Genomic DNA, 17,434 nt, shown 5'->3' on the forward strand with positions numbered 1-17,434 from the left:
TTTAAAAATGTCATCACCCTATTAAGTTTTAGTATTTTTGCAGCATGAGTAAACCGCTTTCAAAACAGGAATTACATAATTTGGCAATGAATCATGTTGGTAAAGATTTAGAACAGCGTGGTTTCGAGTTTGTGGCTATAAATAGTAAGTTAAAAAGGCATCCTCAGTTTGTGTGTATTGACAAGAACAGTCAGTATTATTTTGTGGTGGTGCGAGCTGTTCTCTTGCCGGAAAACCCCAACAATTATGATATTGTTTGGATGGAATCTTTTAAAAAGCACGCTTTTGAAAAAGACGCTAAAGTACTTTATGCCGGAGTTGGTTTGGGTAATCCTGATGGAGAAGATTTACCAGTTTACCTTAACGAAGATTATTTAATAGAATACAATGGTATTCAGTACATCGAATCAAACTTAAATTAGATGAAAAACATTACTGTGCTTTTGGTTATTCTATTGGTGTTTTCTTGTAAAAAGAATCAAGAGAAGACTGCTGATGTATCTCAAAATACTAAACTTTCTGGAGCTGTTTTTGGCACAACGTACAGTATTATTTATGATGATAAGACAGATTACAAAATTCAGATTGATAGCTTGTTTACCGTGATTAATGCATCAATGTCAACATATATAAATGATTCTGATATCTCTAAATTGAATAGAAATGAACCAGTTGAAGTAGATCATCATTTTAAAAACGTGTTTTCTGCCTCAAAAGAAATATACGAAGCAACGGGTGGTATTTTTGATCCTACCATTGGCGATGTGGTAAATGCGTGGAGTTTTGGAGCTGAAACCAATAAGTTTTTAACCGATGCTCAAGTTATTGATAGTTTGATGCAATTTGTGGGGTTTAATAGAGTAAAGCTTGAAGGAGAAAACGTAATAAAACCTTTAAATACGTATTTGGAGTTTAATGCTATCGCTAAAGGTTATGGCGTAGATGTTGTTGGGGAGTTTTTGGAAAGTAAAGACATTAACAATTATTTAGTTGAAATTGGTGGAGAAATACGTGTTAGAGGAAAAAATATTGAGAAAGATGCGCTTTGGCTTGTGGGTTTAGATGAACCTAGATTTGATGGTGGACAATCAGTTTATAAAGCTATTAGTTTGATTGATGAGGCCATGGCTACTTCAGGGACTTATCGAAAGTTTAAGGTGGATGAAAACGGAAATAAATATGCCCATATCATCGACACAAAAACAGGTTATCCTACCAAAACCAATATTTTAAGTGTTTCGGTGATAGCTAAGGAATGTATGGTCGCTGATGCCTACGCCACCGCTTTTCAGGCTATGGGAATCGAAAATGTGTCACGATTTCTTCAATCGCATCCCGAACTAAAAGCGTTCTTGATTTTTGAAAATGACGATAAAGAGCTGGAAACCTTAAATTTAAATGGATTTCCAAAGTAAACTATTTAGTGACCTTTGGAATAATTTCTCCCTCTGCTAAACAAAATTTTTCAATGATATCTGCTGAAAGTGTTACCGTATAATCTACTTCATCTACTTTAAAACCTATCTTTCTTAACTTATCAAAATAATCCCTACCGTACACCCGAACATGGTCGTATTGCCCAAAGATTTTAGCACGTTCTTTTTTGTCCGTTATAGAATCATCTTCAAAAGTGTTAGCTCGTGTTAAGTCTTGCGGAATTTGAAAGATACCCCACCCTCCAGTTTTCATAACACGATACAATTCTTGCATGGCTTTAGTATCATCAGGTATATGCTCTAAAACGTGATTGCACAGAATGACGTCAAACTCATCATTCTTAAAAGGTAAGTTGCAAATATCAGCCTTCACGTCTGCCAATGGCGAATTCAAATCTGTGGTTACATAATCAATATTATTCAAGCGTTTGAAGCGTTTATAAAATGCCTGTTCAGGTGCAAAATGTAGTACTTTCAGTTTTTCTGAAAAGAAGTTAGTTTCATTCTTAAGATATAACCAAAGTAATCGATGACGTTCTAAAGAAAGGGTAGAGGGAGATAATACATTATTCCGTTGTGTTCCATAGCCATAGGGCAAAAATGTTTTAAAACTTTTACCATCAATGGGATCAGTAAATGTATTACCTCTTAAAAAAATGGCTAAAATTGGACGTATAAGGTAGCTTAACCGAATTAATAAGGGTCTTGGGACTATATTCAATATGATTTTGAAAAGTTTTTTCAATGGAGATTATTTGTAATCTTCCCGAACCGGACAGAAGGTGTCAATTACAGTGCAATCTGTTAAAGCCTTTGCACTATGCATGGCATTGGGCGGTATAATGGTAATACTTCCAGGGTTTAATACTTCAGTTTTCCCATCAATAGTCATTTCAAGTTCTCCCGAAATTACTTGTGAAGTTTGTTCATGAAAATGCGAATGTAAAGGCATGATAGCGCCTTTTTCAATACTAACATAGCCTACTGTAAATGAATTTGAGTGCACATACTTTCCTGATACGCCCTCCACTAATATTTTACTTGGTATGTTAGATAAATCTTTACTCATGCTTATAAAACAAGAACTTCCTGTCTAAACTCATCTTCTTCATCACTTTTTATACCCAAGGCATCATAGATGTAGGCAAATGTAGAGAGTAATTCAGGTTTACCGTCAACCAGTGCAACATTATGTTCAAAGTGAGCAGAAGGTAAATTATCTAATGTGGTAATTGTCCAACCATCCCTATGTTGTCTAATGCGTTGCGTACCCATGTTAATCATAGGCTCTATAGCTACCACCATACCTTCTATAAATTTTTTACCTCGACCACGGCGACCATAGTTTGGCATTTCAGGATCTTCATGCATTTTCTCCCCAAGTCCGTGACCAACCAATTCTCTTACCACGCCATAGCCATGGGCTTCACAGTATTGTTGAATGGCATAGCCAACATCGCCAACGCGATTATTTAATTTAAACTCTCTAATACCAACATAAAGAGATTCCTTAGTCACTTTTAAAAGTTTTTCAACTTCAGGAGAGATGTCTCCAACAGGGAATGTGTACGCATGGTCTCCATAAAAACCATTTTTAAGTGCACCACAATCAATGGATATGATATCCCCTTCAACCAAAGGGTCGTTATTAGGAATGCCATGAACTACCTGAGAGTTTGGGCTCATACACAGCGTATTTGGAAAATCATATAGCCCTAAAAAGCCAGGTACCGCACCTTGATCCCTTATACATTCTTCAGCAATTTTGTCAAGTTGCAACGTCGTAACTCCAGGTTTAATTGCTTTCGCAACTTCGCCCAACGTTTTAGATACTATCAGCGCACTTTCGCGCATTAGTTCTATCTCTTCTCTGGTTTTTACTTTAATCATGTGCTCGTAAATATTGGCAAAGATACTAATTTATAGCACTATAATTATTTGCACTTAACTGACTTTTGACAGTCTTTTTATGATAACAAATTCATAATTTTAGTCAACTAAATTTTATTGAGATGTTTAAAGTTGTAAGCGCCGACGAAGCTGTAAAAACTATAAAGAGTAACAGTAGGGTGTATATACAAGCTGCTGCTGCTGCGCCCCAATTGCTTATTAATGCAATGAGTGACAGACATGACGAGTTAAGAAACGTAGAAGTGTGTCATTTACATATCGAAGGTAAGACACCTTACGCCAATCCAGATTTAAAAGATAGCTTTCATGTGAATTCATTTTTTATTGGTAAAAATGTGAGACACACACTGGCTGCGGGAAACGGATCCTATACCCCGGTTTTTTTAAGTGAATTACCATTGCTGTTTAAAAGAAATATTTTACCATTAGATGTAGCTTTAATTCATGTTTCTGTTCCTGATAAGCATGGTTACTGTTCATTAGGCGTTTCGGTAGAAGCTACTTTGGCTGCCATCGATAATGCTAAAATCGTCATTGCACAAGTGAATCCGCAGATGCCAAGAACCCATGGGGATGGAATTATTCACTTTTCTGAAATTGATTTATTTGTTGAATGTGATGAACCCATACCAACATTTCACTTGGGAGAGCCTACAAATATTGAAAACAAAATAGGCGATTATGTAGCTGGATTAATCGACGATAAAAGCACATTGCAAATGGGAATTGGCACGATACCAAATGCGGTGCTATCACGCCTTTCAAATCATAAGGATTTAGGATTGCACACCGAAATGTTTTCAGATGGCGTTATTGATTTGATATTAAAAGATGTCATTAATGGTAACTATAAAGGTATTAGTCCTGGTAGGGCGCTTACTACTTTTTTAGGTGGTTCAAAACAACTTTATGATTATGTGGACGACAATCCTTTTGTTGAACTTCGGGAATCAGATTATGTAAATGATGTTTCCATTATTAAACAAAACCCAAGAATGGTTGCCATCAATTCTGCCATTGAAGTTGATGTTACCGGTCAGGTTTGTGCGGATTCTATTGGTTCAAAAATGTATTCTGGCGTTGGTGGTCAGATGGATTATATCAGAGGTGCTTCTTTAAGTGAAGGCGGTAAAGCAATTATAGCCTTACCGTCAACAACAAGAAAGGGTATTAGTAGAATTGTACCTTCTTTAAATCCCGGAGCAGGCGTTGTTACAACTAGAGCACATGTACACTATGTTGTAACGGAATATGGTATAGCTAATTTATATGGAAAAACTATCAAACAACGTGTAAAAGCATTGGTAAATATTGCGCACCCAGATCATAGAGAGGCAATCGACAAAGCGTATTTTGAACTAATTTAACGGAAGCTTATCTGAAAAAATCTAAAAAACTTTTTTTCTTTTTATACTCAAGAGGTTTGGCATCACTGTTGGTTAACAATTGGTAAATTTCTCCCCAACCATAAAAACCACCAATGTTTCTGTCGTCGATAAATAAATCGGCATTTATTTTTCTGCTAATATCATTTGTGTACTCTTCTTCGGGAAAACTTTTATTTACAGCATAGAAACGAATGCCGTTGGCTTCACAGAATTTTACAGCTTCATCTAGTTTATCACCACATCTATAGGTCCATAAAATTAACCTATGTCCTTCTTCCTGTAACTTCTTTAAAGTTTCAAAAGCAAACATTTGCGGCTTTCCAATTCTAGGGTAAGCATCTTCTACAATGGTGCCATCAAAATCAACTGCTATAAGGAGCGTATCTGCAAAATTCATTCGATTTAGGGTTTGTTTTCTGCAAAGTTAAGTCTTTTTCTTTATCTCATTAAACCAATGGGTGTTGTGTCATTGCTTCTGGTTGCTCAATGCCAATAAGTTTTAAAACTGTTGGTGCTAAATCTCCTAGAATACCATCCTTAATTTCTTTTAAATCCTTATCAATTAAAATGATAGGAACAGGATTTGTGGTATGCGCCGTATTTGGAGAACCATCAGGGTTTATCATGGTTTCACAATTTCCATGGTCTGCTATTAATAAGGTAGTGTAATCGTTGTCCAGAGCAGCGGTAACCACTTCTTTTACACATTCATCAACGGCTTCGCATGCTTTTATTGCTGCTTCCATTACTCCGGTGTGTCCAACCATATCACCATTTGCAAAGTTTAAGCACACAAAATCAACGTCTCCTTTTTGTAGTTCGGGCACAAGGGCATCTTTTAACTCATATGCACTCATTTCAGGTTTCAAGTCGTATGTAGCAACTTTTGGAGAATTTCTTAAGATACGCTGCTCACCCTCAAAAGGTTCTTCACGCCCGCCAGAGAAGAAAAATGTAACATGCGGGTATTTTTCCGTTTCGGCGATTCTAATTTGTTTTTTATTGTGCTTTTCTAAAACTTCACCTAAAGTTTCGCTAAGGTTTTCTTTGTTGAAGATAACTTTTATGTTTCTGTAATCGTCGTTATAATTAGTAAGAGTAACATAATGCAAATTCAATTTCTTCATATTGAATTCAGGGAAGTCTTGTTGCGATAAAACCTCAGTTAATTCGCGTCCTCTGTCTGTTCTAAAGTTGAAGAATATAATAACATCTCCGTCCTTAACTTTTGTTAAAGGTGCGTTGTTATCATCAACCGCAATAATTGGCTTAATAAATTCATCTGTAACATCATTGGTATAATTTGCTTGCATAGTAGCCACAATATCTTTTGAAGCTTCCCCTTCGGCATTTACCAATGCATCATAAACTAATTTGATGCGTTCCCAGCGTTTATCTCTATCCATAGCAAAATACCGACCAGAAATAGTTGCGATTTTGGTATTTGTATTTGCAGTATGTTCTTGTAAATCTTTTATAAAACCAGCACCAGATTTTGGATCTACATCCCGTCCGTCGGTAAACCCATGAACATAAGAATTTTTAACTCCAGCCTCCTGCGCAGCATCTATTAAGCCCTTTAGGTGATTAATATGTGAGTGTACGCCACCGTCACTTAGCAATCCTAAAAAGTGAACATCCTTATTTTGTGTTTTTGCGTAGTTGAACGCATCAACCAAAACCTGTTCTTTATTTAAGCTTTTATTTTCTACTGCAAGGTTAACTTTTACCAAATCTTGATATACGATTCTTCCAGCACCAAGATTCATGTGTCCAACTTCACTATTACCCATTTGTCCTTCAGGTAAACCAACATGTAAGCCATCGGTTCTAAGAGAGGCGCTTGGGTATTTAGTATATAAACTATCTATAAAAGGTGTATTTGCGTTATCAATTGCAGAAACTTTTGGGTCGGGAGATTTGCCCCAACCATCAAGTATCATAAGGATGACTTTTTTGTTCATTGTATTGGTTTGATTTAAGGCGCAAATATAAGGATTTTAAAGGGATTAAAGGAGAAATTCATTTGCAAAAAACCATAAATTTTGACATCGGGTTTTACCTTAAATTTCTATCCATAAATCTTAAATTCTAGTGAAATAAACGTTAAAAAAATGTTATTTAAGAATTTCTAGTGTAACAAATTAAAATTTTAGTCGTCTCTTTAATATAATCAAAAAACAAATCATTAATCAAATTAAATTCTTTCATCATGAAAAAAACAATCATTATTTCTGCAATCGCATTATGCTTTTCAATTGTTAGCGTTAATGCCAAAACTTCATTTGAACCAACTAAAGTATTCAAAACTCAGGCTATTACAAATGTAAATCCGTTTTGTGTTTCTATCGCTAAAGGAGATATAGAAACTGTAAAAAAATTGATTGAGCTTGGAACGAATGTAAATGAAAAGTCCAATGGAATGACACCTGCAATGTATGCGGCGAAATTTAACCGATGCGACATTTTAAAACTATTAATTGCAAATGGTGCTAAACTAAAAGTAAAATCTACCAAAGGCATGACGGCAATGAAATATGCAAAATTGCACAAAGCTGTTGATGCTGAAAAGGTTTTAGAAGAAGCACTTGCAAAAAAGAAAAAATAATTATTAAAAGCTATTATAATTATTTTGATTTAGTCACGACAAAAAGCCCTCATATGAGGGCTTTTTTAATTATAACTGTGTACGGTATTTTTCTATAGCTTCTTGTATTTTTTCTATCCTGTTATCAGGATCAGGATGTGTACTTTGAAACTCTGGAACACGATTGGGGCCTGCCGCTTCTTTTAAAATTTTCATGACGCCAATCATCTCTTGTGGATTATATCCTGCTCTCATCATAAATCTTACTCCTAAGTCATCACTTTCTAACTCATCGTCTCTACCATTGGTAAGCAAGGTTTGTTGCCCTATACCACTTACCAAACCACCCATATCCGCACCTACAGATCCTGCGGTTGCTAAACCTTGCCAATATTCGCTTTCCGCAATTCGCTCCGCACTATGTCTGCCTAAAACATGACCTATTTCATGGCCTAAAACACCAGCTAATTGATCTTCGTTTTGCAACTTAGAGAACAGTGCATAAGTGATAAATACTTGTCCACCTGGTAATGCGAAGGCATTTATGGTTCTTGGATCATTCAATAAATGAAATTCGTATCTGTAAGGTGTCTCCCTAGCAATGCTGCTGTTTACAAGTTTGTTGCCCACATTATCCACCAATGCTTGATATTCGTTATTTGGGTGCAAACCTCCGTGTTGCTGTGCCATTTGAGGTGCACTTTGTAAACCGATTGCAATTTCCTTATCTGGTGTCATTGATATGGTCTGCATTCTTCCAGTATATGGGTTTTCTTCGCGTTGACTACAACGTTTCAAAACAAAAAATATGGCAATGGCAGCACCAATAAGTAGTCTTATTTTAAAATTTCTTCCTCTCATGTTTGATGGTTTTAGGGTAGTAAATTACAAAATTTTGGCGTACATGTTTAAGACACCTTTTGCAATAAAATGTCACATTAAAATTTATGTTAAAACTTTATACATTATATAATGCTGTCCAATATTAGGAATATCAAATGGAGTACCTTTTGTTTTATAACCTCTTCTTTTATAGAAATTTACTGCTATTATCCTTGCATTGCACCAAATTAAGTCAATACTTTGTTCCTTTAATAGGGTTTCCCCATGAGACAATATAATTTCTCCCAACCCTTTGCCTTGGAAGGGTTTTAGTATAGCCATTCCTCTTAATTGATATTGCGATTTTTCAGAGAATAGTTCATGTTTAGATTGCATAAAAGACGCTACGCCTATTATATTATCTTCGTTAAACAACCCAAGATGAATGGTAGATGATAAATCGTCCCCGCCAAAGGCACACGTTGCTACTGGCCTTCCTGACCGTAATACAGGATGCCTAACTGGGTAAGTATCCTTGGTTAATATTTGTTTAACTTGATATTCTTTTTTTAAATCCATTTTGCGAGTTGATAAGCGTATTCAAACTTATTAAATTTACTTATTATCTTCACGCTAAAATTAAAAATGAACTTTAGTTTCGATATTTTAGACGAATCCGACATTCTAAAAATAGTACCACTAGTTGAAAAATTAAACGATTTTAAAGTATCAAAGGCTGTTTTGGAGGAACGTTTTCTGGAAATGGCAACGCAAAATTATGAGTGCACTGTAATTTATGATGGCGATATTATTGTTGGGGTTTGCGGATTATGGTATTGTACACGACATTACACAGGTAAAAGTGTTGAGGTAGATCATGTTTATATTGAAGAAGCCTACAGGAGTAAGGGGCTTGGGAAACAGTTTTTTAAGTGGATTTATGATTATGTAGGTAAAAAAGGCTGTAAAACGGTGGAGTTGAATACTTATGTGAGTAACTATCCTTCGCATAAATTTTATTACAATGAGGGCTTTGAAATTTTGGGCTATCATTTTTTAAAGAAGCTTTAATTTTTTTTGGTGTTTTTGGGAAGTATTATATATTTGCCATCGCTAATGCGGGAGTAGCTCAGTTGGTAGAGCGTCAGCCTTCCAAGCTGAATGTCGCCAGTTCGAACCTGGTCTCCCGCTCTAGAAGCTTCGTTGTAAAACGAGGCTTTTTTTATAGGTGCATTTTAGCAAAAATGATATGGCATTTAGTTAGTCTTGGCATTAGCATATGTGTGCATGAGGGATTGAATACTTCTGCTACGCTCAGAAAAGACTCCATATTTGAAATCTCCGACCCTGATAGCTATCGGGAAGTGGCACATGCCGGCAGGCAGACGCCCAAAATTATTATTTTAATTTAAATGGTTGAGGTTTGTACCAGGATTGACCTCGTAAGGTGGTTTATTATGCTCAAAAATTCTTGCAGTAAGTGCTCCTCGTATTGTGATGTCGTCGTTTTGTACACTGAGCCAGCTTCCTTCGCGAAGCCCAATTACAGGTTGGGTGTTGTAATGGTGGAATTCTTTTATCCGCGTTTCGCGGGTTTCTCCCATGTGCTTACTGTTTTTATCAGGATCTAAATAATGTGGATTAATGTTAAATGGTACCGCGCCCAGGGCATTAAAACTTGGCGGGTAAACAATGGGCATATCGTTGGTGGTTTTTATGGTTAGCCCGCAAATATTGCTGCCGGCACTTGTGCCTAAATATGGTGTTCCGGTATTTATAGCTGCCTTAAGCGGTACTATTAAATCATTTTTATATAGTTGATCTACCAAAACAAATGTATTTCCACCTCCTGTAAATATGCCCTCAGCATTTTCGATAGCCTCTTTTGGGTTTTCAAAGGTGTGCAAGCCCACTGCGGTTTTACCTATTTTAGAAAAGGCATTATTGGCAATTTTGGTATAATCATCATGAGAAATACCACTTGGTCTTGCGTATGGTACAAAAAGAATTGTATTTGTGTTTTTAAAAAGATTGGACAGTTCCTCTAAAATATAGTCTAAATATCCACTTCCATGAACGGTGGAGGTGCTCGCGATGATAAGTTGTCGCATCATAAAAATGTTTTATGATAAAGCTAAACATTTTTTAATGATAATTGAATCCAGATGTTTTAAAAAATTCAGTTTTAAGTCGTATTTTTAAGAAAAAGAAAGAATTGCTTGCTTGAAAAAAGTAATGATTTTTGTAAAAGACCATACCTAATGAAAAAGATTATATGCTTATTACTAATTTTTGCTGCCTATAGCATCAATGCTCAAAACATTAAAAGAATCGATGTAAAGGGTAAGATTGTTGTAGAGCATAACGATGTCTCTGGAATTACCATTTTTAATTCATCATCAAATAAAGGTACTATTACTGATGATAAAGGAACGTTTACCATTGCCGTTGCAGAAAATGACGTAATAGAGGTTAGCGCACTACAATTTCAAAATTTAAATTTTAGAGTGAATGCGGATATCCTCAAGTCGAAAAGCATGAAGATATTCTTAATTGAAGAGATTAATAAGCTAGATGAAATTATAGTGAAATCTAAAGGGTTAACAGGAGATTTGATTGCGGATATTGACGGTTCTAAAACCTTTAACCCGAAGCTGGATGCGCTTTATTTCGCCGTAAAACATAGTAGTGAATATAATTTTGAAACCGATTATAAAACTGAAGTAAAAAATATAGGGGATGATATTCAGCGCAACAGGTTGTATAATGGCTTAAATGTAGTTAATGTAGTGGACCAACTTTTACTTCCAATCTTCAGGTCTGAAGCCAAACGTAAAAAAACTTCAGATATACCTGAAGTGCCTACAAGCGCTATCAAGTATTATTTTGCTTCAGAGTTTTTGGTGGATAATTTTAAAATCCCAGAGCATCGTGTGGAAGATTTCATTGCTTATGTTGAAAGTGGTGATTTTGACTTTACTTTGCTTAACTACGGGAGAGAGTTGGAGTTTCTGGATATTTTAAATCAAAAAAGTGTAGAATTCTTGAAGAAAGAGAAGAAATAACACTTTTTATTTAACAAAACTTTACAAGCGTTTTTCAATTTGTTTAAGACATTACTTCCGTTATTTATGACTTAAAACGGAAAGCTTTTGAAGTCAGTAATTGGTTTTATTGTGTTGTTTTCATTTCAATTTGCCTATACGCAATCCGTTAAAATTACGGGTAAAATTAAAAGTGGTACAAATGTGGAGAATATTCATGTTATTAATAAAACTGCTCAAAAATTTACGATTACTAATGCATCGGGTGAGTTTATAATTCCAGCGCGCTTAAATGATACCTTACGTTTTTCTTCAGTTCAGCATAAGCTAAAGGATGTTTTAATAACTCAAGAAATTATCACTTCAAAAACGGTTACCGTTATTTTAGAGGAAAAAATAAATGCTTTAAACCAAGTTACAGTAGGTAAAATTCTAACCGGGGATTTAAGTTCCGACATTGGTACTGTAAAAGGTGAGACACCAATTAATTTTTACGATGTTGGCATACCTGGTTATACAGGGAAAATTGCAACACAAAGCGAACGCAGGTTGGCAGAAGCTGGCGAATTTAAACCAAAGATGTTATTGGGCGCTTTAACGGGTAGCATTCCCCTAAATCCGATTTTAAACGGAATTTCAGGGAGAACAAAAATGCTGAAAAAACGAGTCAAACATGAACGTAATGAAGCCTTAATTACAAAATTACGACAAGAATTTTCAGAGAGTTTGTTTAGTATATATCCGCTCAGTGAGGAATTTAGGGCGGATTTTTTTTATTTCTGTGAGATGGATGAAAATTTTTACCAAACCTGTAATGGCAAATCAGATTTAGAGGTGTTAGAATTTTTAAAACATAAGCTAAAACAATACAAAGCCAACCAACAAGAAGATTAATTTTGGAATGCTTTTTGAAACTTTGAAAATAATTACTTTAGCAGCAATTTTATAACTGTTATGAAATTATTGAAAACAATTATTGTATTACTTGTTGTATTAGCAGCATCTTCGCATACTTTGGAGCATAAGTATTATATTAGTAATACACAGATTGAATATGTTGAGGAGAAGGCGTCGGTTCAAATTATTTCCCGCATATTTATCGATGATTTTGAGAACGTACTCAAAGAGCGATACGACGAAGATTTAACCTTTGATGGAGAAGATGATTTGATAGATTTGTATATAAAAAGATACCTTGGAGAAAAGCTAAGGATCAATATAAATGGAGAATCCAAACAATTATTATTCATAGGCAGAGAAGTAGAGATGGGTATTGTAAAATGTTATTTAGAAATAGAAAACGTTGCCAGTATTGACACTTTTGAAGTTGTAAACCAAACGCTTTTTGATTTGTTTTCAGAGCAGCAAAACATTATTAAGCTAGATATTAACTCTAAAAAGAAGAGTTTCGTACTTACCAAGCAAAACGACAAAGCAGTGTTAAATTTTAATTAAATTAAACTTTAAACCTTAGTTAAAGTCTTATTTTTGGTCGCGTTATGCGGCAAAAATTAAAGATTTGTTAGCATTTTTAACAGTTTTTTAAAAAAATTATAAGATTTATAATGAAACATTTATTGTACTATGTTCTATCTGTTGTTTTCATTTCTTCAGGTATTTATGCACAGGATCAAGAGGATTCTGCTTCTAAAAAAGGTCACACAAATAACAATAAGTTTAAGCAGCTTTACGATGAGTTTTCTACGCCCAATGCCTACAGGGCTGCGTCTGGGGCTCCAGGACATGCCTACTATCAACAACAGGCCGACTATAAGATGGACATTGTATTAGATGATAAAAATGCCAAACTTTCAGGGTTTGAAACCATTACTTATACCAATAATTCACCTGACGTTTTAAAATATTTATGGGTGCAATTAGATCAGAATAAAAGAGCTAGGGATTCTAAAAGTCCTTTAATCGAAGGAAGTGAGGTAAGTCTGGTAATGTACCCAAGCCAGTTTACAAAAGAATATCTCAAAGAGCCTTTTGACGGTGGTTTTAACATTGAAGCTGTAATAGATGCTAAAGGAGCTAAATTACCTTATATGATTAACCGCACCATGATGCGTATAGAGTTGCCAAAACCAATGGCAACAGGAGACAAGTTTTCTTTTTCAGTGAAGTGGTGGTACAATATAAACGACCATGTGAAGCATGATGGTCGTTCTGGATATGAGTTTTTCCCAAAGGATGGTAATAGAGCCTATGTGATAGCTCAGTTTTTCCCAAGAATGGCAGTGTATAGTGATGTTGAAGGATGGCAAAACTCACAATTTTGGGGACGTGATGAGTTTGCATTGACATTCGGGGATTACGAAGTAAATATCACAGTGCCTGCAGACCATATTTTAGATGGAACAGGGGTCTTGACCAATCGAAAGGAAGTATATACGAAAACCATGTTACAGCGTTACGAAAAAGCTAAAAAGTCTTATAATAAACCTGTTATTATCGTAACACAGGAAGAAGCAGAATCTGCTGAAAAGGGTTTTTCTGATAAAACAAAAACCTGGAAACTTAAGGCAGAAAACGTTCGTGATTTTGGATTTGCCACGTCTAGAAAGTTTATTTTGGACATGATGGCAGTAAAAATAGGAGGTAAGGATGTTATGGCCGTTTCAATGTACCCTAAGGAAGGTAATCCACTTTGGGAAGAATGGTCAACAAAAGCTGTTGCGAGTACATTAAAATCTTATTCAAGAATGACATTTGATTATCCATATCATAAAGCTATTTCTGTACATGCAAAGAGCCAAGGGATGGAGTACCCTATGATTTGTTGGAACTACGGGCGACCAAAAGAGGATGGAACGTATAGCGACCGTGTAAAATACGGTATGATGGGCGTAATTATACATGAAGTAGGGCATAACTTTTTCCCAATGATTGTAAATAGTGACGAACGCCAATGGACATGGATGGATGAAGGTTTAAACACGTTTATGCAGTATGTTGCTGAACAAGATTTTGGTGAAGCGTATCCTGACGCATTGTCTGAAGCAGATGAACATTTTCCTTCCGATAGAGGACCAGCGCACATGATAGTGCCATACATGAGCGGTAATCAAGACTATATTGCGCCAATAATGACTAAAGGACTAAATACCTATCAATTTGGAAATAATGCATATGGAAAACCTGCAACAGCCTTAAACATTTTAAGGGAAACCGTTATGGGTCGCGAATTATTTGATTACGCCTTTAAAGAATACGCAAACAGATGGATGTTTAAGCACCCTACGCCAGAAGATTTCTTTAGGTCCATGGAAGATGCATCAGCATTTGATTTAGATTGGTTCTGGAGAGGATGGTTCTACACCACCGATTGGGTAGATATTGGAATTAAGGATGTAAAAAAATATTATGTATCATCAGAACCTAATGCCTACATGAGAGATGTTATGGAAAAGCGAGGTATTAAGAGAGAGCAACTAAGACCACTAGTATTTATGGTGGAAGAAGGAAGTGAGGATGTCACAGAGTCTATGAAAAGCCAAAGCTCTACTGATGTTAAAACCGTAAAAGAGTATATGATGGATAATTTTTCTGAAGCAGAGAGACAAAACATCAAATCACCAAAGTATTTTTACAATATTACTTTTGAAAAACCAGGAGGTTTGGTAATGCCAATTATCGTGGAATATACTTATGCAGATGGTTCTAAGAAAAAAGAAACCTATCCAGCCCAGATCTGGAGGTTTAATGATAATGAAGTTAGTAAAGCTATAGCGAGCGATAAGGAAATTGTGAACATCACTGTTGACCCAAACAGGGAAACAGCCGATATTGATACAGAAAATAACGCATGGCCTAATAAAGAAACCAAAGGTGAGTTTGAAAACTTTAAACAAAAAATACAAGGGTAATACGCTTTAATTAAAAAAAGCCGATTGTTTAAATCGGCTTTTTTTGCTCGTAAAACAACTTTAAATAGTTTTTACGCCAGCAGATTGTTCCATTCATATATCATTTTTTCATTTGGATTATGAAGTTTACAAATGAAAAAAATCATGTATTTTTGTACCGTGATACAGCACTCTACATTTTTATTTATCAGTGGCACCGAGATTGCGTTTATTCTTTTTATCGCTATCATGGTTTTTGGAGCTGATAAACTACCTGAAATAGCCCGCGGCTTGGGTAAAGGCATGCGTACGCTAAAAGACGCTACAAACGATATAAAGCATGAGATCACTAAAACCGCCGAAAGTCACGGCGTAGATACAAGTATCACAAAAGATGTAAAAGAGGAAATCGATAAGGTAAAAGACGATTTGGAGGATTTTACAGGTTCTGTTAAGCGTAAATTTTAGTTAATTACACTCATTTACCACAATCTAATTATTTTTTATTTGGGTGTTACCCTAAAGAGGACAGGCTTTCCACTATATTTTTTTCTCGTGCCTAAAAAAGGATGCCGCTGCAAGCGTTAACGCGTTTATCCGTTAAGTTCAGTATTTAGCCCGTCTTATCTCTTTGCGTCTTAGTACCATTATGAGAAAAGTTCAATTATAACTTTCTACTGATCGTCAACCCATCCCGAATAGGCAAAACAACTGTTTCCACGCGCTTATCTTTTTTTAGTAGTTTGTTGTATTCAATAAGTGCAGGCGTAGAAGTATCCTCTTTTTTAAATTTAGTTTCCAAAACTTTTCCACTCCAAAGCACATTATCTGATAAAATAATGCCGCCTGAATTTAATTTGTCAATCACAGCTTCAAAATACCTGGCATAATTTTCTTTATCTGCATCAATAAAAACCAAATCGAAAGTTTTATCAAGCGTTGGAATGATATCTAAAGCATTACCTACATGTTGTATAATGTATTGACCATATCCCGATTTATCAAAATATTTTCGTTGGAAGTCGTACAATTCTTCATTGATATCTATGGTGTGAAGTTGTCCGTTAGGTTGCATGCCTTCCGCTAAACATATCGCTGAATAACCCGTATAAGTACCGATTTCCAGAATATATTTAGGATTAACCAATTTAGAGATCATACTTAAAATCCTGCCTTGGTAATGCCCACTAAGCATTCGTGGTTGCAAAATTTTTTGATTGGTTTCTCTATTTAATTCTTGTAACAATTCTGGTTCATCCTCAGAATGTACAACAACATAATCGTCTAATTCTTCTGGTATAAAATGCATCAAGCTAAAATTTTATGTACCAAATCTTTTTTACCATTATCATCATCTCCAAATAGCCATTGTAAAACATTATCTTCCCAAATGGCATCGTATTCTTCTTCATTGATAATATTTCGTTCAATAGCCAAGTCCAATAGTTTTCCAGGATACGAAGATTGTGGCTCACTTTCCATTTCTCCAAGAGGATAAGGGTCATCGAGTCCCATTAAAACCTGTTTCGCTCCATGGTTTCGTATTAATAAATCGAGACCACCAGTATCATGAACCAAAGTATCAAAGAAAATGTTTTTATGACCAACAGCTTTTCTTGGGTGGTGTTTGCCTTCAAATAAATCTGGTCTGCCATCAAATCCTTGAATCCGTCTCCCTAGATTAATTTGTGCCAGCTGTCCGCCATGAGCAAAACAAGTCCTCATATTTGGAAACTTTTCCTGATACCCATTTAAGGTTAAAAAGTGATAGGCGTCTGCACATTGTGCAAGCATCCAAATAAGGTGAAATCTCCATGCGGTATTTTCAAGATTAATAAACTTTTCACCATCATAGGGATGAATTTCAACAGCAAGATTATACTTATCGGCTAGTTCAAATAGAGGTTCATTTTCTTCATCAAAGATACAGCGCCAAGTACCGATGGTATCCATGTAGTGTGTGGGCAAGCACAAAAGACGCATCCCTAAAGTTTCCACACAGCGTTCTATTTCCCATCCAGCACTTCGAATAAAACCAGGGTGCACCACAAAACCACAAGTAAATTTATCTGGATGCTCGTATTGAATGCGTGCATTAAAATCATTCTGAAAGCGTAAAGCTTTTTTCATCTCTTCAACACGTAAACCGTTGCCGTAAAGTTGAGACAAATTTAGCACTACAGCATGATCCAGTTTATTGCGTTCCATCCATTCTAGCTTTTCGTTTAAAAAAAAACTAGAATCCGTCACAGGACGTTTCCATCCTTTTTGCAACATAAACTTACGGTCTTTGTCTACCCAAAAAATCCCTTTTTCACGCATGAATTCAGGTATTTCCTCTGGATAGGGAAGCAGGTGAGAATGACCGTTAATTCTTAGTTTACGTTTTTCCATTTTG

At 35.6% G+C, this 17,434-nt stretch carries 20 protein-coding genes and 1 tRNA gene; 11 read left to right on the plus strand and 10 right to left on the minus strand.

Annotation, left to right across the window (positions count from 1 at the left end; all coding sequences use genetic code 11):
- Positions 1-44: 44 nt before the first annotated feature.
- Together EYD45_RS04340 and EYD45_RS04345 are read left to right on the plus strand one after the other, a co-directional pair.
- Entirely contained in the window at positions 45-422 is a 378-nt protein-coding gene (locus EYD45_RS04340) for a Na(+)-translocating NADH-quinone reductase subunit F (protein WP_130963131.1), read from the plus strand.
- Positions 423-1,415, plus strand: a complete 993-nt coding sequence (locus EYD45_RS04345; RefSeq protein WP_130963132.1) for an FAD:protein FMN transferase — start codon at positions 423-425, stop codon at positions 1,413-1,415.
- Between the two features lies 1 nt (position 1,416).
- Here the strand turns inward: EYD45_RS04345 and EYD45_RS04350 are convergent, their stop codons facing one another.
- The 3 genes from EYD45_RS04350 to map are packed head-to-tail and all read right to left on the minus strand — an operon-like array spanning position 1,417 to position 3,326.
- Positions 1,417-2,181 (minus strand): class I SAM-dependent methyltransferase, encoded by a 765-nt coding sequence (locus tag EYD45_RS04350; RefSeq protein WP_130963133.1) that lies wholly within the window; start codon positions 2,179-2,181, stop codon positions 1,417-1,419.
- A gap of 6 nt (positions 2,182-2,187) precedes the next feature.
- A complete protein-coding gene (locus EYD45_RS04355) occupies positions 2,188-2,505 on the minus strand; it encodes a cupin domain-containing protein (protein ID WP_130963134.1) in 318 nt (105 codons plus the stop codon).
- Positions 2,506-2,507: 2 nt separating this feature from the next.
- The gene (gene map, locus EYD45_RS04360; RefSeq protein ID WP_130963135.1) at positions 2,508-3,326 is read right to left on the minus strand and encodes a type I methionyl aminopeptidase; all 819 of its coding nucleotides are present in this window, start codon (positions 3,324-3,326) and stop codon (positions 2,508-2,510) included.
- Positions 3,327-3,448: 122 nt separating this feature from the next.
- Between map and EYD45_RS04365 the strand changes: the two genes are divergently transcribed.
- Positions 3,449-4,714: an acetyl-CoA hydrolase/transferase family protein gene (locus tag EYD45_RS04365; protein WP_130963136.1), complete on the plus strand. Its 1,266-nt coding sequence runs from the start codon at positions 3,449-3,451 to the stop codon at positions 4,712-4,714.
- A gap of 7 nt (positions 4,715-4,721) precedes the next feature.
- Here EYD45_RS04365 and EYD45_RS04370 read toward each other — a convergent pair whose 3' ends face one another.
- Together EYD45_RS04370 and gpmI are read right to left on the minus strand one after the other, a co-directional pair.
- On the minus strand, positions 4,722-5,132 hold the full coding sequence (locus EYD45_RS04370; protein ID WP_130963137.1) for a BT0820 family HAD-type phosphatase: 411 nt from the start codon (positions 5,130-5,132) through the stop codon (positions 4,722-4,724).
- A 49-nt stretch (positions 5,133-5,181) separates the two neighbouring features.
- Entirely contained in the window at positions 5,182-6,699 is a 1,518-nt protein-coding gene (gpmI, locus tag EYD45_RS04375) for a 2,3-bisphosphoglycerate-independent phosphoglycerate mutase (protein ID WP_130963138.1), read from the minus strand.
- 248 nt (positions 6,700-6,947) lie between these two features.
- On the opposite strand from gpmI, the gene EYD45_RS04380 reads away from it, so the two are divergent.
- On the plus strand, positions 6,948-7,343 hold the full coding sequence (locus tag EYD45_RS04380; RefSeq protein WP_130963139.1) for an ankyrin repeat domain-containing protein: 396 nt from the start codon (positions 6,948-6,950) through the stop codon (positions 7,341-7,343).
- Between the two features lie 69 nt (positions 7,344-7,412).
- On the opposite strand, the gene EYD45_RS04385 is transcribed toward EYD45_RS04380, so the two are convergent.
- Both EYD45_RS04385 and EYD45_RS04390 read right to left on the minus strand, forming a co-directional pair.
- A complete protein-coding gene (locus EYD45_RS04385; RefSeq protein ID WP_130963140.1) occupies positions 7,413-8,183 on the minus strand; it encodes a M48 family metalloprotease in 771 nt (256 codons plus the stop codon).
- 84 nt (positions 8,184-8,267) lie between these two features.
- On the minus strand, positions 8,268-8,723 hold the full coding sequence (locus EYD45_RS04390; RefSeq protein WP_130963141.1) for a GNAT family N-acetyltransferase: 456 nt from the start codon (positions 8,721-8,723) through the stop codon (positions 8,268-8,270).
- A gap of 66 nt (positions 8,724-8,789) precedes the next feature.
- On the opposite strand from EYD45_RS04390, the gene EYD45_RS04395 reads away from it, so the two are divergent.
- Together EYD45_RS04395 and EYD45_RS04400 are read left to right on the plus strand one after the other, a co-directional pair.
- Positions 8,790-9,215 (plus strand): GNAT family N-acetyltransferase, encoded by a 426-nt coding sequence (locus tag EYD45_RS04395; protein ID WP_130963142.1) that lies wholly within the window; start codon positions 8,790-8,792, stop codon positions 9,213-9,215.
- Positions 9,216-9,262: 47 nt separating this feature from the next.
- Positions 9,263-9,335, plus strand: a tRNA-Gly gene (locus EYD45_RS04400).
- A gap of 212 nt (positions 9,336-9,547) precedes the next feature.
- On the opposite strand, the gene pepE is transcribed toward EYD45_RS04400, so the two are convergent.
- The gene (gene pepE / locus EYD45_RS04405; protein WP_130963288.1) at positions 9,548-10,255 is read right to left on the minus strand and encodes a dipeptidase PepE; all 708 of its coding nucleotides are present in this window, start codon (positions 10,253-10,255) and stop codon (positions 9,548-9,550) included.
- Between the two features lie 150 nt (positions 10,256-10,405).
- Between pepE and EYD45_RS04410 the strand changes: the two genes are divergently transcribed.
- The 5 genes from EYD45_RS04410 to EYD45_RS04430 all read left to right on the plus strand — a co-directional run bounded on the left by EYD45_RS04410 (position 10,406) and on the right by EYD45_RS04430 (position 15,504).
- On the plus strand, positions 10,406-11,209 hold the full coding sequence (locus EYD45_RS04410; RefSeq protein ID WP_130963143.1) for a carboxypeptidase-like regulatory domain-containing protein: 804 nt from the start codon (positions 10,406-10,408) through the stop codon (positions 11,207-11,209).
- A 183-nt stretch (positions 11,210-11,392) separates the two neighbouring features.
- Entirely contained in the window at positions 11,393-12,082 is a 690-nt protein-coding gene (locus EYD45_RS04415; RefSeq protein WP_233702518.1) for a carboxypeptidase-like regulatory domain-containing protein, read from the plus strand.
- 60 nt (positions 12,083-12,142) lie between these two features.
- Positions 12,143-12,643, plus strand: coding sequence for a DUF6702 family protein (locus EYD45_RS04420; protein WP_130963145.1), 501 nt, complete (start codon positions 12,143-12,145; stop codon positions 12,641-12,643).
- Between the two features lie 110 nt (positions 12,644-12,753).
- Complete coding sequence (locus tag EYD45_RS04425; RefSeq protein ID WP_130963146.1) at positions 12,754-15,057, plus strand: M1 family metallopeptidase; 2,304 nt, start codon at positions 12,754-12,756, stop codon at positions 15,055-15,057.
- A 132-nt stretch (positions 15,058-15,189) separates the two neighbouring features.
- Positions 15,190-15,504 carry a Sec-independent protein translocase subunit TatA/TatB gene (locus EYD45_RS04430; RefSeq protein WP_233702520.1) on the plus strand — a complete coding sequence of 105 codons (315 nt, stop codon included), beginning with the start codon at positions 15,190-15,192 and terminating at the stop codon, positions 15,502-15,504.
- Positions 15,505-15,700: 196 nt separating this feature from the next.
- Here the strand turns inward: EYD45_RS04430 and EYD45_RS04435 are convergent, their stop codons facing one another.
- Both EYD45_RS04435 and EYD45_RS04440 read right to left on the minus strand, forming a co-directional pair.
- Positions 15,701-16,345 (minus strand): O-methyltransferase, encoded by a 645-nt coding sequence (locus EYD45_RS04435; protein ID WP_130963147.1) that lies wholly within the window; start codon positions 16,343-16,345, stop codon positions 15,701-15,703.
- Complete coding sequence (locus EYD45_RS04440; protein ID WP_130963148.1) at positions 16,345-17,430, minus strand: amidohydrolase family protein; 1,086 nt, start codon at positions 17,428-17,430, stop codon at positions 16,345-16,347. Before EYD45_RS04440 ends, EYD45_RS04435 begins: the two co-directional genes overlap by 1 nt.
- Between the last annotated feature and the right edge of the window lie 4 nt (positions 17,431-17,434).

This window comes from Hyunsoonleella flava, from assembly GCF_004310325.1.
GTDB lineage: Bacteria > Bacteroidota > Bacteroidia > Flavobacteriales > Flavobacteriaceae > Jejuia > Jejuia flava.